Annotated in this window: 20 protein-coding genes and 1 tRNA gene; 10 read left to right on the top strand and 11 right to left on the bottom strand. The window is 60.0% G+C overall.

The genetic code is table 11. The features are described 5' to 3' along the window. Positions 1 to 564 precede the first annotated feature (564 nt). Positions 565 to 1,410, top strand: coding sequence for a helix-turn-helix domain-containing protein (locus tag I6E39_RS06090; RefSeq protein WP_235380719.1), 846 nt, complete (start codon positions 565 to 567; stop codon positions 1,408 to 1,410). 143 nt (positions 1,411 to 1,553) lie between these two features. Here the strand turns inward: I6E39_RS06090 and I6E39_RS06085 are convergent. Further along, positions 1,554 to 1,629: transfer RNA gene (locus I6E39_RS06085), tRNA-Ala, on the bottom strand. A gap of 137 nt (positions 1,630 to 1,766) precedes the next feature. Then, positions 1,767 to 2,453 (bottom strand): thiamine diphosphokinase, encoded by a 687-nt coding sequence (locus tag I6E39_RS06080; RefSeq protein WP_235380718.1) that lies wholly within the window; start codon positions 2,451 to 2,453, stop codon positions 1,767 to 1,769. Between the two features lie 269 nt (positions 2,454 to 2,722). Between I6E39_RS06080 and I6E39_RS06075 the strand changes: the two genes are divergently transcribed. Further along, positions 2,723 to 3,862, top strand: a complete 1,140-nt coding sequence (locus tag I6E39_RS06075; RefSeq protein ID WP_235380717.1) for a cysteine desulfurase family protein — start codon at positions 2,723 to 2,725, stop codon at positions 3,860 to 3,862. Between the two features lie 55 nt (positions 3,863 to 3,917). Further along, positions 3,918 to 5,303: an MATE family efflux transporter gene (locus tag I6E39_RS06070; RefSeq protein WP_235380716.1), complete on the top strand. Its 1,386-nt coding sequence runs from the start codon at positions 3,918 to 3,920 to the stop codon at positions 5,301 to 5,303. Positions 5,304 to 5,382: 79 nt separating this feature from the next. On the opposite strand, the gene I6E39_RS06065 is transcribed toward I6E39_RS06070, so the two are convergent. Then, a complete protein-coding gene (locus tag I6E39_RS06065; protein WP_235380715.1) occupies positions 5,383 to 5,541 on the bottom strand; it encodes a hypothetical protein in 159 nt (52 codons plus the stop codon). 101 nt (positions 5,542 to 5,642) lie between these two features. Between I6E39_RS06065 and I6E39_RS06060 the strand changes: the two genes are divergently transcribed. The 7 genes from I6E39_RS06060 (at position 5,643) to I6E39_RS06030 (ending at position 13,119) form a co-directional block, all read left to right on the top strand. Continuing rightward, positions 5,643 to 5,849, top strand: a complete 207-nt coding sequence (locus I6E39_RS06060) for a hypothetical protein (protein WP_235380714.1) — start codon at positions 5,643 to 5,645, stop codon at positions 5,847 to 5,849. Between the two features lie 232 nt (positions 5,850 to 6,081). Beyond that, entirely contained in the window at positions 6,082 to 7,146 is a 1,065-nt protein-coding gene (hrcA, locus tag I6E39_RS06055; RefSeq protein ID WP_235380713.1) for a heat-inducible transcriptional repressor HrcA, read from the top strand. A 20-nt stretch (positions 7,147 to 7,166) separates the two neighbouring features. Then, a complete protein-coding gene (gene grpE / locus I6E39_RS06050) occupies positions 7,167 to 7,727 on the top strand; it encodes a nucleotide exchange factor GrpE (protein WP_235380712.1) in 561 nt (186 codons plus the stop codon). A gap of 213 nt (positions 7,728 to 7,940) precedes the next feature. Then, positions 7,941 to 9,797 carry a molecular chaperone DnaK gene (dnaK, locus tag I6E39_RS06045; protein ID WP_235380711.1) on the top strand — a complete coding sequence of 619 codons (1,857 nt, stop codon included), beginning with the start codon at positions 7,941 to 7,943 and terminating at the stop codon, positions 9,795 to 9,797. Positions 9,798 to 9,972: 175 nt separating this feature from the next. Next, positions 9,973 to 11,121 carry a molecular chaperone DnaJ gene (dnaJ, locus tag I6E39_RS06040; RefSeq protein ID WP_235380710.1) on the top strand — a complete coding sequence of 383 codons (1,149 nt, stop codon included), beginning with the start codon at positions 9,973 to 9,975 and terminating at the stop codon, positions 11,119 to 11,121. A 206-nt stretch (positions 11,122 to 11,327) separates the two neighbouring features. After that, entirely contained in the window at positions 11,328 to 12,173 is an 846-nt protein-coding gene (locus I6E39_RS06035; RefSeq protein WP_235380709.1) for a transketolase, read from the top strand. Between the two features lies 1 nt (position 12,174). Continuing rightward, the gene (locus I6E39_RS06030) at positions 12,175 to 13,119 is read left to right on the top strand and encodes a transketolase family protein (protein ID WP_235380708.1); all 945 of its coding nucleotides are present in this window, start codon (positions 12,175 to 12,177) and stop codon (positions 13,117 to 13,119) included. A 183-nt stretch (positions 13,120 to 13,302) separates the two neighbouring features. Here I6E39_RS06030 and I6E39_RS06025 read toward each other — a convergent pair whose 3' ends face one another. From I6E39_RS06025 to metA, 8 genes are all read right to left on the bottom strand, one after another. Further along, positions 13,303 to 13,881, bottom strand: a complete 579-nt coding sequence (locus I6E39_RS06025; RefSeq protein WP_235380707.1) for a dipicolinate synthase subunit B — start codon at positions 13,879 to 13,881, stop codon at positions 13,303 to 13,305. A 23-nt stretch (positions 13,882 to 13,904) separates the two neighbouring features. Continuing rightward, on the bottom strand, positions 13,905 to 14,780 hold the full coding sequence (gene dpsA / locus I6E39_RS06020) for a dipicolinate synthase subunit DpsA (protein WP_235380706.1): 876 nt from the start codon (positions 14,778 to 14,780) through the stop codon (positions 13,905 to 13,907). A 171-nt stretch (positions 14,781 to 14,951) separates the two neighbouring features. Further along, positions 14,952 to 16,088: an acryloyl-CoA reductase electron transfer subunit beta gene (acrA, locus tag I6E39_RS06015; protein ID WP_235380705.1), complete on the bottom strand. Its 1,137-nt coding sequence runs from the start codon at positions 16,086 to 16,088 to the stop codon at positions 14,952 to 14,954. Positions 16,089 to 16,107: 19 nt separating this feature from the next. Continuing rightward, on the bottom strand, positions 16,108 to 16,908 hold the full coding sequence (gene acrB, locus I6E39_RS06010; RefSeq protein ID WP_235380704.1) for an acryloyl-CoA reductase electron transfer subunit gamma: 801 nt from the start codon (positions 16,906 to 16,908) through the stop codon (positions 16,108 to 16,110). Between the two features lie 18 nt (positions 16,909 to 16,926). Further along, entirely contained in the window at positions 16,927 to 18,069 is a 1,143-nt protein-coding gene (locus I6E39_RS06005) for an acyl-CoA dehydrogenase (RefSeq protein WP_235380703.1), read from the bottom strand. 403 nt (positions 18,070 to 18,472) lie between these two features. After that, a complete protein-coding gene (locus tag I6E39_RS06000) occupies positions 18,473 to 19,315 on the bottom strand; it encodes a 3-hydroxyacyl-CoA dehydrogenase family protein (RefSeq protein ID WP_235380702.1) in 843 nt (280 codons plus the stop codon). Between the two features lie 433 nt (positions 19,316 to 19,748). Continuing rightward, the gene (locus I6E39_RS05995) at positions 19,749 to 20,411 is read right to left on the bottom strand and encodes an HD domain-containing protein (RefSeq protein ID WP_235380701.1); all 663 of its coding nucleotides are present in this window, start codon (positions 20,409 to 20,411) and stop codon (positions 19,749 to 19,751) included. A 17-nt stretch (positions 20,412 to 20,428) separates the two neighbouring features. Next, positions 20,429 to 21,343 carry a homoserine O-acetyltransferase MetA gene (metA, locus tag I6E39_RS05990; protein ID WP_235380700.1) on the bottom strand — a complete coding sequence of 305 codons (915 nt, stop codon included), beginning with the start codon at positions 21,341 to 21,343 and terminating at the stop codon, positions 20,429 to 20,431. Between the last annotated feature and the right edge of the window lie 336 nt (positions 21,344 to 21,679).

Raw genomic sequence — 21,679 nt, 5'->3', positions numbered from 1 at the left:
TACAATTCCTTTCCCTTTTTGGATTCGCTCTGTGGTATAATGAATGTGCTGGATGGCAGCTCCCATTTGCCGCAGAGCGTTGTTTGATCATGGACGGCCATCCGCTGGAATTGCCGCCCGTGTACCCCTGTTCACAAGGGGCACCTATCGTTTTTGCTGTTCCGCTTGGCTTTTTGCGATTCAATGAAAAGGCACACGCAACGGTGTATTGTGTGCGCTGTCCAGTGCATTGTTTAATGATATGGACAGCACCACAAAAAAAGCGGTTTCTTCGCTATTTTCACATGGTTTGAAAATAGCTGCGGTTTTTTGCCGCTTTTCCCGAACTCGTTCCTGCCCGGAGGATCGCTCCCGGCGTTCTCGTCCCCGTTGGTGCGCGGATGCGTCACTTCGCCGGGGGACATATCCCATTCGGACGGTCATTCGATTTTCAAGGTTCAGGTGTTGCTACAAGAACAGTTTAGCGAAAAAATGCGCTCTTTCCCGTATATCCAAGAGGTCGGAAAAGAGCGCAAAACAGGGTGGATTTCCACGCTTAGAGACAGAAAGAAGGAGGGGTACGCCATGCAGATAAAACTCACCATACAGGAACGGTTGAAGGATTTACGTGTGGAACGGGGTCTGACGCTGGAACAGCTTGCGGAGCAGACCGGGCTTTCCAAGTCCGCCCTTGGAAAATATGAGACAGACGATTTCAAGGACATCAGCCCGTTCAGCATCGTCACACTGGCGAAGTTCTACGGCGTGTCCACGGACTATCTGCTGGGCATGACGGAAACAAAAAATCACCCGGACACAGAGCTGGACGCTCTGCATCTGAGTGACGATGCCATAGAAGTATTAAGGACGGGGAAGTTTAATCACCGACTGCTGTCGGAAATGCTGTGCCACAAAGCTTTCCAGCGCATGATGCTGGACGCTGAGATTTACGTTGACAGGATCGCGGATATGCGGATCAACGATATGAACGCCATGCTGGAAGCAGTTCGGAAGATGGCTCTGATGAAGCAGGACGGGCAGGACGATCTTTCCACCCGGACATTGGAGCTGGCCCAGGTACGGGAGGATGATTATTTCGGTCATGTGCTTGCCGATGATCTGAAAGCGATCCTCCGTGACATTCGTGAGGAGCACAGCACCGACACCACAACGGCAGATACGCCCTCCATTGCGGAGGAAGTTCAGGGCCAGTTGCAGGATGCCATGAACTTTGAGGGCAGCGATGCTGAGAAACAGGCAAGAATCTATCTTGCGACATTCGGCATTGACTACGATGCCATCACCAAGGAGCAGTTTGTGAATCTCATGGAGGTTTTGAAGCTGTCCAAGCACCTGAAAAGTTCGACCAACCAGCGTGGCAAGGCGAAGTCATACCAGCCGCATGGAAAAGGGAAACGGAAATACAAATAAACAGAAAAACACGCCATACCCAGCCTTTGAAGCTGAATATGGCGTGTTTTTTCGTTGACCAATCCCGTCTGACAGATGCTCATTTCGTGTTATTGGGCTAACACTGTTTTATGAACACCTGCCTTTCGTCGTGTCTTTCTTTTTGGTGGACCTAAAGGGATTCGAACCCTCGACCTCTCGGATGCGAACCGAACGCTCTCCCAACTGAGCTATAGGCCCGAATATCAAAGCTGCTGCTTTCAGAAACAGGGAACAAAACAGCTTCATTATTGTATCAGGTTTTCGCACCGTTGTAAAGAGGGATTTGCCAAGGAATTTTAGAAAAAAGGGAGCCGCTGCGGCGGAACAGAGGCCTTTTATTCCGCCGCGGCGCTAACTTGGGGCCAAAGCTTGGGCAGCTGCGTATAGAAATCGCCCTGGTCTTCCCAAATCAGGATCAGAGATCCCTGTTCCACACTGACGGTGGCCTCGGCGTTCAGAAACTCATTGCTGACGCCGACGGGGAATGTGCCGGTCATGGTGTAGCGGTCCAGGGGGTACTTCAGATTGGACAGCGTGACGCCCTCCGCCGTGCCGCTGTTGCAGAACACGGACAGATAGCCGGACATGGAGGCGGGGAAGGTGATGGAGCCATTGCGCAGGGCGGTGGCTACTGTCTTTTCACCGGCCAGGAAGCCCACGGCCCCCTGGGTAGTCAGCCAATCCAGAAGCTGAAGGTTGCCCAGGGTGTGCTCCAGCCGACCGCCCACACCGCCCAGAAGGACAAAACGGCGGTAGCCCAGCTCCAGCCCCTTGCGCAGGGCATATACCATATCGGTGTCATCCTTTTCGGCGGGGAGCCGGGTGACGTTGGGGTGGTTGGGGGTGTAGCCCAAAGAGTCAAAGTCGCCCACCACCAGATCGGGCGTTACGCCATAGGCCATCAGCGAGTCATAGCCCCGGTCAGCGGCGATGACATAGTCACCGGGGGCGGGGAAGGGACGCAGGGCGAGGGACAGAGACATGGCCCCCACCACATAACAAATACGGTCGAGTGTTGCCATAAGTATGACCTTCTTTATTTCGTGGTGATGTCCGGCGGCAGGTAGGCCGCCACATAATATCATTATAGCACAGGAAAGCGGATTTGTGGAGAGGTTCTTTTCATATTTCCGAAGTGCGTTCCGGCGGAGAGGACCGCCAAATATGGGAAGAGGGACTTCCCGCCTTGACTTTCCCCGGTACAGCGGCTAGAATGTCAGGTGCTTAGCGTTAAACACTCGGATGCGCCGGGGAAAACGCTGAAAACTGAGAGAAAACGGAGACGAGGACCATGGTTCATTATCTGGACAACGCGGCCACCACGCCGGTGCGGCCGGAGGCCATCCAGGCCGCGGTGGAGGCCATGGGCGAGGGCTGGGGCAACCCCTCCGCCCGCTACGCCATCGGAACGCAGGCCGCCGCCCGGGTCAAGAGCTGGCGGGCGGATGTGGCCGGGGCTCTGGGCTGCGCCCCGGAGGAGGTGGTGTTCACCTCCTGCGGCACGGAGAGCGACAACTGGGCCATCCAGGCCGCGGTGGAGCTGGGGAAGCGAAAGGGGAAACATATCGTCACCACCGCCATCGAGCACGCCGCGGTGCTGGAGCCCTGCCGGGCGCTGGAGCGCCTGGGGTATGAGGTGACCTACCTCCAGCCCGACCGCCAGGGGAATATTTCCGTCTCCGATCTGGAACAGGCCCTCCGTCCCGACACGGTGCTGGTGTCTATGATGCTGGTGAACAACGAGCTGGGCACCGTTCTGCCGGTGGCGGAGGCGGCCCGGGCCATCAAGCGCTCCGGCTGTCCCGCCCTGCTCCACTGCGACGCGGTCCAGGGCTTTTTAAAGGTTCCCTTCACGCCTCAAAAGCTGGGGGTGGACCTGCTGTCCCTCAGCGGCCATAAGATCCACGCCCCCAAGGGGATCGGGGCCATGTACATCCGGAAGGGTCTGAAGCTTCAGCCGCTGATCCGGGGCGGCGGACAGGAGGAGGGACTGCGCTCCGGCACCGAGGCTACCGCTCAGATCGCCGCCTTTGCCGCCGCCTGCCGGCTGGGGGCGGAGACGCTGGACCAGGATCTGGCCCATATGGCCGATCTGAACGCCTACGCCCAGACGCGCCTGAAGGAGGCGGTCCCCGGTCTGCGGGTGCTGACCCAGGGGGGCGCCCCCCACATCCTGCCCATCACCATGCCGGGCTATAAGAGCGAGGTGGTGGTCCGCTTCCTCGGCGACCGGGGAATCTGTGTCTCCTCCGGCTCCGCCTGCCACAAGGGAAAGCCCAGCCACGTCTACGCCGCTTTGAAGCTGCCCAAGAAGGAGCAGGACGGGGTGCTGCGGGTCAGCTTCTCCTACGACACGGAGCGGGAGGACGTGGACGCCCTGGCCCAGGGCCTGAAGGCGGCGGGAGAGCAGCTGTTCACCAGCCTGTCCTGAACGGAAGCGGCCGGGGCCGAGAAGGTCCTGGAATCTCATGCAAAGGAGCATGACTATGTTTGCTTATATGAAGCGGGGGCCCGGCTTTTACCGCCAGGTGCTGGTGCTGGCCGCCCCCATTGTGCTGCAGAATCTCATCACCAGCACCCTTGCCATGGCGGACACCTTTATGGTGGGTATGCTGGGAGAACTGCCCATGGCGGCGGTGACGCTGGCCAATATCCCGCTGTTTGTGGTCCAGCTGTTTATCTTCGGCGTCCAGAGCGGCTCCTCCGTCCTGGCCAGCCAGTACTGGGGCAAGCAGGATCTGGAGTCCATCAACCGGGTGCTGGGGGTGGCCATGTGGGTGGCGTTCCTGGTTTCCTCCGCCTTTGCCGCCGTCCTGCTGATTTGTCCCGTCCAGTTCCTCAGCTTCTTCGGCAATCAGCGGGATGTGATCGAGGTGGCCGCCCAATACGGCAGGATCGCCGGAATGGCCTATGTGTTTGACGCCCTGGTCATGATGTATGTGGCGGCTTACCGCAGCATGGAGCGGCCCCAGCTGGGCATGTACATCCTGGTGGCCTCCATGCTGGTCAACACCTTTCTGAACTGGGTGCTGATCTTCGGCAAGCTGGGCGTCCCGGCCATGGGAGTGGAGGGCGCCGCGCTGGCGACCCTCATCGCCCGAATTCTGGAGCTGGTCATCGTGGCGGTCCACATGGCGCGGAATGATTTCTTCCGGGTGCGGCTGGGTCTGCTGCTGCGGCCCGGGGCGGACATGGCCCGCCGCTTCCTGCGGTACGGCGGCATGGTGGTGTGCAACGAGACCATGTGGGGGCTGGGCACCTCGGTGTTCCCCACCATCATGGGCCACATGGCGGGCAGCACCGAGATCCTGGCCGCCTATACCATCGCAGGCAATGTGGAGAAGATCTGCATGGTGGTGGCCTTTGGCATCGCCGCCACCGGCTCCATCATCATCGGCCGGGAGATCGGGGCGGGGCGGCAGGACCAGCTCTACGGCACCGGACTGGCCTTGAATACCCTGGCGGTCCTGGGCGGGACCATTCTGGGGGCCCTGCTGCTGCTCTTTGTGGTCTTTGTAGCACCGGTGTGGGTGTTCCCCCTCTTCAAGCTGTCCCCGGGGGCGGAGTCGGTGGCCACCATGATGATCACCGCCATGGCCCTCTACATGCCCCTGAAGGACTTCAACAGCGTCAATGTGGTGGGCGTCCTCCGGGGCGGCGGCGATGTGAAGGCCTCCACCATCATCGACATCGGCCCCCTGTGGCTGTGTGCCATCCCCTACGCCGCCTTTTGCGGATTGATCCTGAAAACCTCGGTGTTCTGGGTCTATATGGCCTTCCCCCTGGAACAGGTAGTCAAGTGCTTCATCGGCGTCTGGCGCCTGCGTTCGGGCAAGTGGGTCAAGGACCTGACCAGCCCGGCGGGGACGTAATGGCGCGTCACGATGCGCCCGCCCCCATCTCCTCGCCATACGAAATAAAAAATGACCGTCTGCTCAACGGAGCAGACGGTCATTTTTTGTTCTCCTCGTCACGTTTCGACAAATATTGCAGGAGGATTGTCTCTATCATATTGGAGAGGGTGCGGTTTTCGGCCTCGGCACAGGCGCGGAGCTTTTCTACCATTTCTTCGCTGAAACGGAAGCTGTATACCTTTTTCTCAATGCCCACTGTATCACCTCGCAATAATTTTAAATGCGTTGTAATACAAAAACAAAATTTTCATTGTATTATTTAGTAATACGGAATAAAATATGTAGGAGGTGAAACTGATGGCTGAATATTGTATCGACTGCTGGAACCGGCTGAATGGGACCCACTACACGGAGAAGGACGTGAAAACGGACATGGACCTGTGCGAGGGCTGTGGTAAGTGGAAGCCGGTGGTGGTGGTCATCCACCGCAGGGGCATCCGCGGCTGGCTGGAGAGGCGGTACCATGATCTGGAATACTATGTCCAGCGGATCAGAGGGTACTGACCCTGGCGCGGCCAGTTCGGCGACAGTTCTTTTTAGCACAACCCCGTCATTTCTGCAAAGAAATGGCGGGATTTATTTCTTAAAAATAAATTCACAAACTGCCTATTGACAATTTCAGGGCCGGGTGGTACATTATCTTTAGCACTCAGGGATAATGAGTGCTAAACCAAGCGGAACACCAAGACAGAAGATATCACGGCAAGCAAGGGAAAGGAAAGCAGGTGGTGAGCAGATGGAACTGACTGATCGGAAGAAGCGTATTCTGCGGGCGATCGTAGAAACTTATATCGCCACTGCCGAGCCGGTGGGCTCCAAGGTGGTGGCCGAGCGGGCCGGACTGGACGTGTCCACCGCCACCATCCGCAACGAGATGGCCGACCTGACGGAACTGGGCTACCTGGAGCAGCCCCACACCTCCGCCGGACGGATTCCCTCCGCCGCCGGATACCGGCTGTACGTCAACGAGCTGATGGGCCGCCAGCAGCTCACCATTCAGGAGACCGAGCGCATCAATCAGGCTCTGAACCTGAAAATGGAGGAGCTGGACCGGGTCATTGACCGGGCGGGCAAGGTGCTCTCCCAGATCAGCGACTACCCGGTCTTTACCGCCGCGGCCACAGTGGAGCGGGTCACCGTCAAGCGGTTCGATCTGCTGATGGTGGAGGAAAACGCCTTCATCGCCGTGGTCATGACCGACAACTCCGTGGTAAAAAATAAGCTGGTGCGGATGCCCGACCGGCTGTCCGACACCCAGCTCCAGCTTCTGTCCGCCGTCCTGAACAGCTCCTTCGTGGGGCTGAGCCGGGAGGAGATGGAGGAGACGCTGGACAAGATGGAGACCCGCACCGCCCCCGCCGCCTTCGAGCTGATCTCCCTGGTGGTGGACTTCGCGGTGGAGGTGCTGGCCGAGCAGACCCAGCACAAGGTACACACCGCCGGCATCACCCATCTGCTGGAGCACCCCGAGTACCACAGCCTGGATAAGGCAAAGCCTTTGATGACCTACCTCAGCGAGGAGACCGAGGCCTCCAAGCTGCCCATGACCCTGGACAATGGCAAGAACATGAACATCCTGATCGGGCCGGAAAACGTGAACGACGCGTTGAAGGACACCAGCGTGGTCATGGCCAGCTATGATATTGGAGACAATATGAAGGGCGTCATCGGCGTGGTAGGTCCCACCCGAATGGATTACGCCAAAGTCACCGCCCGCCTGTCCTACTTTGCCGACAGCCTGACCCGGATGTTCGGCAAGGGGGAACTGCCCGCGGCAGATCAGGACGGGAATGAGGAATAAGATAAAAGGAGCACGCAATCGTGAGCAAGAAGAATCAGAACGAGACCCCCGGTCAGGAGCAGGAAGTCCTGGAGGAGCAGGCGGAGCAGACCGCTGAGACCGCCCAGGAGCCGGAGCCCCAGACCGAGACCGTTCCCCTGCTGGCCGAGCTGGAGTCCATGAAGGACCAGATGGCCCAGCAGGAGGACAAATACCTGCGGCTGGCCGCGGAATATGACAACTACCGCAAGCGCACCGCCAAGGAGAAGGAGACCCTGTGGGGCGACGCCAAGGCGGACACCGCCGGAGCGTTCCTGCCGGTCTATGATAATCTGGAGCGGGCCCTGAAGCAGGAGACCGCCGACGAGGCCTTCAAGAAGGGCGTGGAGATGACCATGAACCAGCTCAAGGAGGTCCTCTCCAAGCTGGGCGTCACCGAGATCCCCGCTCTGGGCCAGACCTTCGACCCCAATCTCCACAACGCCGTCATGCACATTGACGACGAGAACTTTGGGGAAAACGAGGTGGCCGAGGTGTTCCAGGCCGGCTTCCAGTGCGGCGAGAAGGTCATTCGCTTCGCCATGGTGAAGGTAGCCAATTGATCTATGCAGAACACAGAAAGGAGACTGTACGGTGAATCATAAAATGGCATGCAGGAGACCCTGTTGGCAGCTTTTGTTCCAAAATCCGGTGTCTTATCTGTTGTTTTTTGCTTCCGGCGTACTGTTTCTGCTTTCTTTTGTTTTCTATCTCATTTCGCAATTTGTCCTTTGACCCTGTAAACACAAAACTTTTCATATAGGAGGAACAAGATTATGTCTAAGATTATCGGTATCGACCTCGGTACGACCAATAGCTGTGTAGCCGTCATGGAAGGCGGCGACGCCGTTGTCATCCCCAACGCGGAAGGCAACCGGACCACCCCCTCTGTGGTGGCCTTCTCCAAGGACGGCGAGCGTATGGTGGGCCAGGTGGCCAAGCGCCAGGCCATCACCAACCCCGACCGGACCGTCATCTCCATCAAGCGTGAGATGGGCTCCGACTACAAGGTGTCCATCGACGGCAAGAAGTACACCCCCCAGGAGATCAGCGCCATGATCCTCCAGAAGCTGAAGGCGGACGCCGAGGCCTACCTGGGCCAGACCGTCACCGAGGCGGTCATCACCGTTCCCGCCTACTTCACCGACGCCCAGCGTCAGGCCACCAAGGACGCCGGCAAGATCGCCGGCCTGGAGGTCAAGCGTATCATCAACGAGCCCACCGCCGCCGCTCTGGCCTACGGTGTGGATAAGGAGACCGCGCAGAAGGTCATGGTTTACGACCTGGGCGGCGGCACCTTCGACGTGTCCATCCTGGACATCGACGACGGCGTCATCGAGGTGCTGGCCACCGCCGGCAACAACCGCCTGGGCGGCGACGACTTCGATAAGTGCGTCATGGACTGGATGGCCGCTGAGTTCAAGAAGACCGAGGGCGTGGACCTGACCGGCGACAAGGTGGCCATGCAGCGCCTGAAGGAGGCCGCTGAGAAGGCCAAGATCGAGCTGTCCGGCGTCACCTCCACCAACATCAACCTGCCCTATATCACCGCCGACGCCACCGGCCCCAAGCATCTGGATCTGACTCTGACCCGGGCCAAGTTCGACCAGCTGACCGCTCACCTGGTGGAGGCCACCGCCGGCCCTGTCCGCCAGGCCATGAGCGACGCCGGCCTGTCCGGCAATGACATCGCCAAGGTCCTGATGGTGGGCGGTTCCAGCCGTATCCCCGCCGTCCAGGAGATGGTGAAGAAGCTGACCGGCAAGGAAGGCTTCAAGGGCATCAACCCCGACGAGTGTGTGGCCATGGGCGCCGCGCTCCAGGGCGGCGTGTTCACCGGCGACGTGAAGGACCTGCTGCTGCTGGACGTCACCCCCCTGTCCCTGGGCATTGAGACCATGGGCGGCGTGATGACCAAGCTCATCGAGCGCAACACCACCATCCCCGTCAAGAAGAGCCAGACCTTCACCACTGCCGCCGACAACCAGACCTCCGTTGAGGTCCATGTCCTCCAGGGCGAGCGCGAGATGGCTCAGTACAACAAGACTCTGGGCCGCTTCCACCTGGACGGCATCGCTCCCGCCCGCCGCGGCGTGCCTCAGATCGAGGTCACCTTCGACATCGACGCCAACGGCATCGTGAACGTGTCCGCCAAGGACCTGGGCACCGGCAAGGAGCAGCACATCACCATCACCTCCTCCACCAATATGTCCAAGGATGACATTGACAAGGCCGTCAAGGAGGCCGAGCAGTTCGCCGCCGAGGACGCCAAGCGCAAGGAAGAGGTGGACGTCCGCAACCAGGGCGACCAGATGGTCTACCAGACCGAGAAGACCCTGGAGGAGATGGGCGACAAGATCCCTGCTTCCGACAAGGCCGCTGTGGAGTCCGCTCTGGGCAAGCTGAAGGAGACGCTGAAGGGCAACGATACCCAGGCCATCAAGAACGCAACCGAGGAGCTGACCAAGGCTTTCTACGCCGTCAGCGAGAAGCTGTACCAGCAGCAGGGCGGCCAGGCCGGCCCCGACATGGGCGGCGCCAACTTCGGCGGCGGTCAGGCTCAGGGCGGCAGCGGCGCCGGTCCTGACGTGGTGGACGCCGACTACGAGGTCGTGGACGACGACAACAAGTAAATCCAACTGCTTTGGGCGAGGTGAGAAACTCACCTCGCCCAGCGCTGGATTTATCAAGAGATAAGAGATAGAAGATAAGGGATATGAGATAGGGCTGCACGCAGCGGCCTGAGCGTTTGATACGGTATCTTTTATCTCATATCTGATATCTCTTATCTTTCCTAGAGGTGATACTATGCCAGAACAAAAAAGAGATTATTACGAGGTGCTGGGCGTCAGCAAAAGCGCCTCGGATGAGGAAATTAAAAAGGCGTACCGGAAGCTGGCCAAAAAATATCATCCCGATATGAACCCGGACAGCAAGGAGGCCGAGGCCAAGTTCAAAGAGGCCAACGAGGCCTATGAGGTGCTGTCCAACCCGGAGAAGCGTGCTAAGTACGACCAGTTCGGCCACGCCGGTGTGGACCCCAACTTTGGAGGCGGCGGCTTTGGCGGCGGCTTCGACATGGGGGACATTGATCTGGGAGATATTTTCGGCTCCTTCTTTGGCGGCGGCTTTGGGGGCTTCGGCGGCCAGCAGCAGCGGGCCAACGCACCCCAGAAGGGTCAGAGCCTGCGGGCCAACCTGACCGTCTCCTTCGAGGAGGCCGCCTTCGGCTGCGAGAAGGAGATCGAGCTGAACCGCACGGAGACCTGCTCCGACTGCCAGGGCTCCGGCTGCCAGCCCGGGACCACCGCCGAGACCTGCCCCGACTGCCGGGGCGCCGGTGTGGTGCGCATTCAGCGGGGGGGCGGCGGCTTCGCCTTCTCCACCACGGCCCCCTGTTCCCGGTGCCGGGGCACGGGCAAGCTGATCCACAGCCCCTGCAACAGCTGCGGCGGCACGGGCAGCGTCCGGAAGAAGCAGCGGATCAAGGTCACCATCCCCGCCGGCATCGACGACGGGCAGGCCATTTCCCTCCGGGGCCAGGGCAACGCCGGCACGAACGGCGGCCCCGCCGGCGATCTGATCGTGGGCGTGCGGATCAAGCCCCATCCCCAGTTCAAGCGCGAGGGGACCACGGTGCTGTATGAACAGCCCATCTCCTTCTATCAGGCCACCATGGGCGCCGAGCTGGAGATCCCCACCATCGACGGCAAGGTGAAGTACACCCTGCCTGCCGGCACTCAGACCGGCACCGTCTTCCGTCTCCGGGGCAAGGGCATCCCTGTACTCCAGGGCCACGGGCGCGGCGACCAGATCGTGACTGTCAAGGTCCAGGTGCCCACCAACCTGACTACGGAGCAGCGGGAGGCCCTGCGGGTCTTCGGCGAGGCGATGGGCGAGAACATCTCGGAGGGCAGCATCAAGAGCTTTTTTGACAAGCACAAGAAAAAGAAATAATTCAACCCAGGTCCCCCGGAGCGCCGCTCCGGGGGACCTGTTTTTCTGGGATAGGGCCGCCAATTGCACTTGCGCTTTTAAAACTTGTACTCTATAATATAGTTACCTGAAAATCCGCGCCCGGCGGGCTGCGGCCTGCCGGTGATGACCGCCCGGGGAAGGGGCCGACCCTCCGCCGGGACATAAACAAGGAAGAAGGAGAAGCCATGACAGCCAACGAAAAGAAGCAACTGATGGCCACGGCCTGCAAGGTGCGTATGGGCGTGATCGAGGGCACCCACGCCGCCAAGGCCGGGCATCCCGGCGGAAGCCTGTCCGCCGCGGATATGTTTACCTATCTGTATTTTAAAGAACTGAATGTGGACCCCCAGAACCCCCATTGGGAGGACCGTGACCGGTTTGTCCTGTCCAAGGGACATACCGCCCCCGGACTGTACGCCGCGCTGGCACTTCGGGGCTTTTTCCCCTGGGAGGATTTGCAGACCCTGCGCCAGATCGGCAGCCACCTCCAGGGCCACCCCAACATGAACATGACCCCCGGCGTGGATATGTCCACCGGCTCTTTGGGCCAGGGCGTCTCCGCCGCCTGCGGCATGGCGCTGGCCGCCAAGTTCCAGGGGAAGAGCAACCGGGTATACGCCCTGCTGGGCGACGGCGAGATCCAGGAGGGCCAGGTCTGGGAGGCCTGCATGTTTGCCCACCACTATAAGCTGGACAACCTGTGTGTGATCATCGACAACAACGGCCTGCAGATCGACGGCCGAGTTGCCGACGTCATGAGCCCCTATCCCATCCCCGAGAAGCTGCGCGCCTTCGGCTTTGAGGTGGCGGAGATCGACGGCCACGACTTTGACCAGATGGAGGCCGCCTTTGCCAAGGCCCGGGAGACCAAGGGCGTCCCCTTCGCCATTGTCATGAAGACCACCAAGGGCAAGGGCGTCAGCTATATGGAGGACCAGGCCGGCTGGCACGGCAAGGCACCCAACGACGCGGAATATGAGCAGGCTATGACTGAGCTGAAGGCCCAGCTGGCAGAAGTGGAGGCGATGTAAGATGGCAGACGTGAAAAAGATCGCGACCCGGGAGAGCTATGGCAACGCCCTGAAGGAACTGGCCGCCCAGCACGACGACCTGGTCGTCTTTGACGCCGACCTGGCCGGCGCCACCAAGACCGGCATCTTTAAAAAGGCCTATCCCGACCGCCACTTCAACTGCGGCATTGCCGAGGGCAATATGATGGCGGTGGCCGCCGGCGCCGCCGCCGCGGGACTGGTCCCCTTTGCCTCCACCTTCGCCATGTTCGCCGCCGGGCGGGCCTTTGAGCAGATCCGCAACTCCATCGGCTACCCCCACCTGAATGTGAAGATCGGCGCCACCCACGGCGGCATCTCCGTGGGCGAGGACGGCGCCTCCCACCAGTGCTGCGAGGACTTCGCCCTCATGCGCTCCATCCCCGGCATGGTGGTCATGTCTCCTGCCGACGACGTGGAGGCCCGGGCTATGGTGAAGGCCGCCTATGAGCATGTGGGTCCCGTCTATATGCGCTTCGGCCGCGCCGCTGTCCCCGTGTTCCACGAGGAGGAGGGCTATACCTTCCAGATCGGCAAGGGCGAGGTGCTCCAGGATGGCTCCGACGTGGCCATCATCGCCAACGGCCTGATGGTCGCCGAGGCCGTGGAAGCCGGCAAGGCTCTGAAGGAACTGAGCATCAACGCCCGGATCATCAACATGGCCACCATCAAGCCTCTGGACGAGGAGCTGGTGCTCCAGGCCGCCAAGGACTGCGGCAAGATCATCACCTGCGAGGAGCACAACATCCTGGGCGGCCTGGGCGAGGCGGTCTGCGGCCTGCTCTGCGAGAAGCTCCCCACCCCCGTCCGCCGCATCGGCGTCAACGACGAGTTTGGACACTCCGGCCCCGCCGCCGCCCTGCTCAAGCAGTTCGGCCTGTCCGCGGAGCACATCGTGGAAGTGGCCAAGGACTTTTGCGGGAAATAATGTCGGAACGGTAAGACAATAATCGTGGAAAAATCAAGAGCGCGCCGCATTGCGGCGCGCTCTTAAAACTGTTGAGAAGCCCTGCCTGTCGAAGACTTCAGAGGGAGGGATAGCTTGAACGGGGACCGTCACGGTCCCCGTTCTTTTCGATCAGTACAACTTTGAAAACAGTTTTAAAGCCGCTCAGCTGCCCAGCAGCAGGGGCTGGAGCTGACGGCCCTCCAGCGCGGCCTGGGCCGCCTCAGCCACCAGGCTGAAGTCGGCCATGAGGGAGGTGGGCTTGTTTTGGGGATCGTCCTGGCCGAAGGGGACGAAATAGATGTATTTCCGGGCTAGCAGAGCCCCGATACTGGAGGCGGAGACCGAAAGCCCATCATTGGTGGCGGGGGCGATGAGCAGGGGACGGCCGTTCCGCAGGTGGGCCTTGGAGGCCATGGTGACGCTGGTGTCGGTGACGCCGGCCGCCAGCTTGCCCAGGGTGTTCCCGGTGCAGGGGCAGATGATGAGCAGGTCCAGCAGTTTCTGGGGGCCGATGGGCTCCGCCGCCTTGACGGAGGAGATGACCCGGTGGTCGCAGATGCGCTCCATTTCCCGCATCAGGTCGTGGGCCTTGCCGAAGCGGGTGTCAGTGTCGGCGGTGCATTCCGAGACGATGGGGACCACATTCTGCCAGCGGGCCCGGACCTGCTCCAGGGCGGACATGGCTTTGGCGTGGGTACAGAAGGACCCGCACACGGCGAATCCAACAACTGCGTTTTCCAAGGGTTACCTTCCTTTCCGGGGCGCTAGCGGCCCAACTCACGGAGCATGTTGTAGATGGTACTTTTGATGGCGGCCCCGGCGGTCACAGGCGCCACCTTTCCGGGCAGAGACAGAGCCCAGATGACCGTCAGCCCCAGTTCGCCGGCGGCTGCCAGATCCACGCCGCCGGGCTTGGAGGCCAGGTCGATGATGAGGCAGCCCCGCTTCAGATCCTCCAGCTCCGCCCGGTTCAGCACAGGGGCCGGGACGGTGTTGACCACCAGGTCATAGCCGCACAGCCAGCCCGCCAGCCGTCCCAGCTCCTCGGCGCCGAAGCCCATGGCCTGGGCCCAGGCCAGCTGCTCGTATTTCCGGGCGGCCACACTGACCTTGGCCCCCAGGGCGGCAAAGCGCTGGGCGGTGATCCGGCCCACCCGGCCGAAGCCCACCACCAGGACCCGGGCGCCCTGGATGGTGATGGGCAGATGCTCCATGGCCAGCTGGACCGCTCCCTCGGCGGTGGGGACGGCATTGGCCACCGCCAGCTCCTCACGGGCGAAATAGTCGTACAGAATGAGGCCCCGTTCCTGGGCCAGCTCATAGGTCTCCGGGTCGATCCGCCCGCCGCAGAGGAATTGCCGGGGGGAGAGACGGTCCAGAATGGGAACCAGAGGGTGTTCCGACAGGGACAGGGGGGCGTTGAGCCGTCCGCCGCCCGCGCTGACGGTCATGGGCAGGACCACGCAGTCTGCCCGTCCGACCCGGTTCAGGTTTTGCTCCTGGATCAGTCCGGGGAATTGCTCGGGGCCGGGATCGAGGGCATAAGTATGGACGGTGTGGCCGTCTTCCGCCAGCAGTTGGGCCAGCTTGACCTGACGCATATCGCCGCCAATCACCCAAAAATTCAGTTCGTGCTTCATGGCAAACCCTCCCGTGTCGTGCTGTTCCAACCTATGCGTGGGACAGGGATGTGGTGAGGCCCTTGAGAGGGGAAGCGGTTTCGGTTCCGCCCCTTGCCGCCCTGGAAATGGAACGAAAAAATCCCCCCGCTTTCTCAGAAAGCGGGGGGATCGAGCTTGTCTGAAACAGACTTACTTGGCAGCCTTGGCGGCCTTGATGGCGTCGATCAGCATGGGGGTGACTTTGAACAGGTCGCCGCAGATGCCGTAGTCGGCGATCTCAAAGATGGGAGCGGTCTCGTTCTTGTTCACGGCGATGATGCACTCGGAATCCTGCATGCCGGCCTTGTGCTGGATGGCGCCGGAAATGCCCAGAGCGACATAGATCTTGGGGTGAACGGTCTTGCCGGTCTGACCGACCTGGTGGTCGGCGGACAGCCAGCCGGAGTCGATGGTGGCACGGGAGCCGCCCACGACGCCGCCCAGAACCTCAGCCAGCTCCTCGGCCAGCTTGATGCCGCCCTGGACGTCCTTGGAGATGCCGCGGCCCACGGAGACGACCACGTCGGCGCCGATCAGGTCGACCAGCTTCTTGGCGGCCTTGACGACCTCGACGACCTGGGTGGACATGTCGGCCTCGGTCAGGGAGAAGTTGGGCTTCACGATCTGGCAGGCGTCAGCCTTGGCCTGATCGAAGGGAGCCTTCTTCATAACGCCGGGACGGACGGTAGCCATGGCGGGGCGGAAGCGGGGGCAGATGATGGAGGCCATCAGATGGCCGCCGAAAGCGGGACGGGTCATCTTCAGGTCGCGGGAGACGTCGTGCTTCTGGCCCAGCACCATAGCGCTGTTCAGGCCGGCGATCTTCTCCTCGGGCAGGGTGGAGGCGGAGCGCAGGAAGTCACGGTAGATGTCCATATCCACGTCCAGGTGGGTACAGTCGGCGCACAGGCCAGTGTGCAGACGGGCGGCGCAGCGGGGGCCCAGGTCGCGGCCAATGTTGGTGGCGCCGATCAGCATGATCTCGGGCTTGTACTCCTCGATCACGTCGCAGATGACCTTGGTGTAGCCGTCGGTGGTGTATTCCTTCAGCAGGGGGCTCTCGCACAGAATGACCTTGTCGGCGCCGTAGCCGCCCAGCTCCTTGGCCAGACCTTCCACGTTGTCGCCCAGCAGCAGGCCGCACAGCTCCACGCCCAGCTCGTCGGCCAGCTTGCGGCCCTCGGAGATCAGCTCGTAAGAAGTGGGCATCATGACGCCCTGACGCTGCTCACAGAAAACCCATACATCCTTGAAAGCAGCCAGATCAGTGTTGTTAAAAGTAGACATTGTCAATCTTTCTCCTCTCTTAGATGATATGCTTGGCGGCCAGGATGCCGGCCAGCTTCTCGCAGGTCTCCTTGTCAGCGCCCTCCAGCATCATGCCGGCGCCCTTCTGAGGAGGCGTGAAAGAGGTCAGAATGTTGGTGGGGGAGCCCTTCAGACCGATGGTGGTGGGGTCGATCAGGGGATCGTCCTTCAGAGTGTTGTAGTCAAAGACCTCGTAGGGCTTGGAGTAGCACTCGAAGATGCCGTCCACGCTCATATAACGGGGAGTGTTCAGCTCCTTGATGCAGGTGATCAGGCAGGGAGTCTTGACCTTGATGGTCATATAGCCGTCCTCCAGCATGCGCTTGATGGTCAGGGTGTCGCCGTCCTTCTTGATCTCGGCGGCGTAGGAGACCTGGGGCAGGCCCAGCTTCTCGGCGATCTGGGGACCGACCTGAGCGGTGTCGCCGTCGATGGCCTGACGACCGCACATCACGATGTCCTCGGACTCCACGCCGATCTTGCTGATGGCGGAAGCCAGGATCTGGGAGGTGGCGTAGGTGTCGGAACCGCCGAACTCGCGGCCGGAGACCAGAACGGCGCGGTCAGCGCCCCGGGCGATGATCTCACGCAGCATGCCCTCTGCGGGAGGAGGACCCATGGAGACGACCACGACCTCGGCGCCGGTCTGCTCCTTCAGAGCCAGAGCGGCCTCGACGGCGTTCAGGTCATCGGGGTTGGTGATAGCGGCCATGGAGGCACGATTCAGGGTACCGTCGGGATTGACGGCCACCTTACCGGAGGTATCGGGGACCTGCTTGACACAAACAATGATTTTCATTTCAATCTGCCTCCTAACTTATTTCACGCCCAGGTGGCTGGAAATGACCATGCGCTGGACCTCGGAAGTACCCTCGTAGATCTCGGTGATCTTGGCGTCGCGCATCATGCGCTCCACGGGATACTCACGGGTGTAGCCGTAGCCGCCGAACAGCTGGACGGCGCGGCGGGTCACGTCAGAGGCGGCCTCGGCGGCGAACAGCTTGGCCATGGCGGCGTCCATGGAGTAGGGCTCGTGGTTCTGCTTCTTCATAGCGGCGGCATAGACCAGATACTGGGCGGCCTGCATACGGGTATGCATGTCGGCCAGCTGGAACTGGGTGTTCTGGAACTGGGACAGGCGCTTCTTGAACTGGATGCGCTCCTGGGTGTACTTGATGGCCTCGTTGACGGCGCCCTCGCCCAGACCCAAAGCCTGAGAAGCGATGCCGATACGGCCGCCGTCCAGGGTCATCATGGCGATCTTGAAGCCCTGGCCTTCCTTGCCCAGCAGGTTCTCCTTAGGAACGATGCAGTCCTCAAAGATCAGATCGCAGGTGGAGGAGCCGCGGATACCCATCTTCTTCTCGTGCTTGCCCACGGAGAAGCCGGGGAAGCTCTTCTCCACGATGAAGGCGGAGATGCCGTGGTTGCCCAGCTTGGTATCGGTCATGGCGAAAACCACGAAGGTCTCGGCCACGGTGCCGTTGGTAATGAAGCACTTGGAGCCGTTGAGGACATAGTGGTCACCGTCCAGAACGGCGGTGGTCTGCTGGCCGGAGGCGTCGGTACCGGCGTTGGGCTCGGTCAGACCGAAGGCGCCGATCTTCTTGCCGGACAGCAGGTCGGGCAGATACTTCATTTTCTGCTCCTCGGTGCCGTGCTCGAAGATGGGGGCGCAGCACAGAGAGGTGTGGGCGGACACGATGACGGCGGTGGTGCCGCAGACCTTGGCCAGCTCCTCAACGCACATGGCATAGGACAGCACGTCGCCGCCGGCGCCGCCATACTGCTTGGGGAAGTAAATGCCCATCATGCCCAGCTTGCCCATCTTTTCCACGGTCTCCATGGGGAAGCGCTCTTCCTCGTCGATCTCCTCGGCCAGGGGCTTGACTTCGGTCTCGGCGAACTCGCGGTACATTTTGCGGACCATCTCTTGCTCTCTAGTCAGATGAAAATCCATTTTTCAGTCCTCCTAATTTTTTACTTGGGAATCATCAAAACGCTTGTGCTGCGGCGGCCCGCCTGACCAGAGCGGGGCGCGGAGCAAACGATACAGAGGTGGGCTGTTTCAAACGGGCCGACAATTGTTAGAAATTTAACAAATAATAATCGAAAAAATCGCAACACGGGGACGGGCCCCAACGTTGCGCGACCATTTTGAACCAGCATAACCAATTGCCAACCAAAATTATAGCATTTTCCCCTATATATTGCAAGGGAAAGATCGCTGGTAAAATGCACAGTTTTTGGAGCGGGACGGGGGTTGCGGCTGGGCGGCGGATATGTCCGAGGGATTCTCCCGCGCGGAAGGCCGAAACCGGAAAAAGTTCCCGGCATCTTCCGATGCCGGGAACAAAAAGCCTTTATTTTTTAGTGTAGTCGTAGAAGCCCTTGCCGGACTTGCGGCCCAGCAGACCGCCGCGGACCATCTTCTTCAGCAGATAGGTGGGGCGGTACTTGGAGTCGCCAAACTCGGTGTACAGGGTCTCCATAATGGCCAGACACACGTCCAGACCGATGAAGTCGCCCAGAGCCAAGGGGCCCATGGGGTGGTTGGCGCCCAGGATCATGGACTTGTCGATGTCCTCCACGGAGGCGGCGCCGGTCTCCACCAGGCCGATGGCGTCGTTGATCATGGGGATCAGCAGCTTGTTGACCACGAAGCCCGGAGACTCCTTCACTTCCACGGGGTCCTTGTCCAGCTCCTTGGACAGGTCATAGATAAAATTAAAGGTCTCGTCGGTGGTGTTGATGCCCCGGATGATCTCCACCAGCTTCATGGTGGGCACGGGGTTGAAGAAGTGCATGCCGATCAGGGGGTGCTTCAGACCGTGAGCCATGTCGGTGATGGGCAGGGACGAGGTGTTGGAGGCAAAGGTGGTATCGGCCTTGCAGATATCGTCCAGCTCCACGAACAGCTTCTTCTTGACGTCCATGTCCTCCTTGACGCACTCGATGACCAGATCGACGTTGGCGGCCTCTTCATGGGTCTCGGGGATCAGAATGTTGGACAGCAGAGTATCCTTGGCCTCCGGGGCCATCTTGCCCTTGTCCACCCGCTTCTGCAGGGACTTGGACAGGGTGTCCTTGTGCCGCTGGGCGGACGCAGGGCTGCTGGCGTACATCAGAACGGTATGACCCTTGGCGGCAAACACCTGGGCAATGCCCCGGCCCATGGTGCCGGCGCCGAATAATGCGACCTTCATAACAGTGTTCCTCCTAAACTATGTTTTTCATGTAGACGCCGGTCCTCCTGGCGATGGATCGGCCGGGAGAGATCGGCCACGCTCTCTTGACACACAGTATAACTGTTTTTGCACGCTAAAGCAAGAGGAAAAGAGGGAGACGGCCGCAATTTTTTTGGGAATATAAGGTGTTTTCTCGAAATGCTATAGTAAAAAAATTATGAACTGATTAATGAATATTGCTATATCTGAGAGGACAGGAGCCGAACCCCCGGTGTCTCCCTGGGGGGCAAGAGAAAAATCGAAGCCCAACTCTTTGCGGTAAAGTCCATATTGAGAAAGTGTGTCGCGTCCCGCCTATAGTACCAGCTCAAAAGTGGTTACAGATAGGAAGATAAAAAACCGGCCGTCCCGAGGACGGCCGGCCGAATCGTATTTGTAATAAGGAAGCGTCTCACAGCAGAATCTGTCCGTTGATCTCCAGATGAAAACGCAGGTGGAAGAATTCCGCCGCCTTGCGGCACAGCACCATCCGCTGGAGGAAGATCTCAAAGTAGTCCATGACGGCGCAGACCTGGGTGTTGATGGAGAGAGAGAGGGTGACGGTGCCGCCGGGAACGTCCAGCAGGACCTCGGAGCGCTCCACGGCGTAGTTGACCCGGTCGTGGATGTCGAAGTTGATGACGTCGGTATTTCGGACCCGGCTGCGGCGCACGTCGGTCTTATCCGCCAGGATCAGGGCCGCGGCGATGGCGTTCACCGGAAAAGCAGTGGAATCGTCGTGGTGGCCGATGGCAGTGATGACCTGAGCCACGTCGGCGGGCTCCATCCCCATCTTGTCCAGAATGCGAAAGGCCATGGTTGCGCCGCTGATGGCGTGGTCCGAACGGTTGACCACGTTGCCGATGTCGTGCATGAAAGCGGCGATCTTGACCAACTCCACATCCCGTTCGCCGTATCCCAGCTGGGATAGGATCTGGGCGGCTACCTCAGCGCACTTGGTCACATGGGCGAAGGCGTGCTCCGTGTAGCCGATGGCCAGCAGAGAGGCGTCGGCCTGGGTAATATAGGTGCGGATCTCCGGAGAGTTTTTCACATCCTGAAAGGTGACGTTCACAATGACCTCCCTGACCGTCAGATCTGCGTGATGTCGTAAGGCGTGGTCTGGTAGACGTAGTAGTTCAGCCAGTTATTATAGAACAGCTGGGCCGCGGAGCGCCAGCGGACCACGGGAGCCTGATAGGGATCGTCGTTGGGGAAGTAGTGGGCGGGCACGTCGATCTTCAGACCCTTGTTCACGTCCCGGAAGTACTCGTTGGCCAGCGTGTCCGGGTCGTATTCCGGGTGCCCGGTGATGAAGAAACGGCGGTTGTCCTCGCTCTTGACGGCAAAGACCCCGGCCTCCGGGGAGACGGCCAGAAGCTCAAGCTCAGGCTGGGCCAGAATGTCCTCCAGCTTGTTGGCGGTGTACCGGGAGTGGGGGACGAAGAACTCGTCGTCAAAGCCCCGGAACAGGGGGGACTGCTTTTTTACAATAGTATGGGAGAACACACCGAACAGCTTTTTAGGCAGGGAATACTTGGGGATATGATAGTGGTAGTAGAGCCCCGCCTGGGCGCCCCAGCAGATGTGCAGGGTGGAGTGGACATGGGTGCGGGTCCACTCCATGATCTCACACAGCTCGTCCCAGTAATCCACATCGGTGAAGTCCAAATTCTCCACCGGAGCTCCGGTGATGATCATGCCGTCGAACTTCCGGTCCTTGATTTCCTCAAAGGTGGTATAGAAGGAGGAGAGATGGTCGGCATCGGTATTCTGGGAGACGTGGCTGGAGGTGTGGAGCAGCTCTACCTGGACCTGAAGGGGGGAGTTGGAGAGCTTACGCAGCAGCTGGGTCTCGGTGACAATCTTGGTGGGCATCAGATTCAGGATCAGCAGATTCAGGGGACGCATGTCCTGGTGGATGGCCCGGTATTCCGTCATCACAAAGATGTTTTCACTCTCCAGAGTGGCGCAGGCCGGCAGGGAATCGGGGATTTTAATGGGCATAGGAAAGACCTCCTACCTATATATAATTCAAATCTGGTATCAGGGTATCACAACTGGTGTCTTTCCGCAAGAGGCTTTTCTGAGGATTGTTGTCCGCCTGCGGGGGATGACCCGTTGGCTTGAAATGCGAGGAACGGGGGAGGGATAGAATGGGGACAGGCTCCGGATCAAGAGCACAGGAAATGAAAAGTTGGGAAAAGAGCATATTTTGTGGTAAAAAGGGGACATAAGGCCTAAGATATGGGCGTGGAAAAGAAAGTGGAAAAAAAGCTCGAAAAAAATGAAAAAAGGTGTTGACAAACGGGTACGGTTTTGCTAATATAAGCAAGCGCTCTG

The organism is Pseudoflavonifractor phocaeensis, assembly GCF_021531375.1.
In the GTDB taxonomy this organism is placed as follows: Bacteria; Bacillota; Clostridia; order Oscillospirales; family Oscillospiraceae; genus Lawsonibacter; species Lawsonibacter phocaeensis_B.
This window is presented reverse-complemented; position numbering and strand designations above follow the sequence as displayed.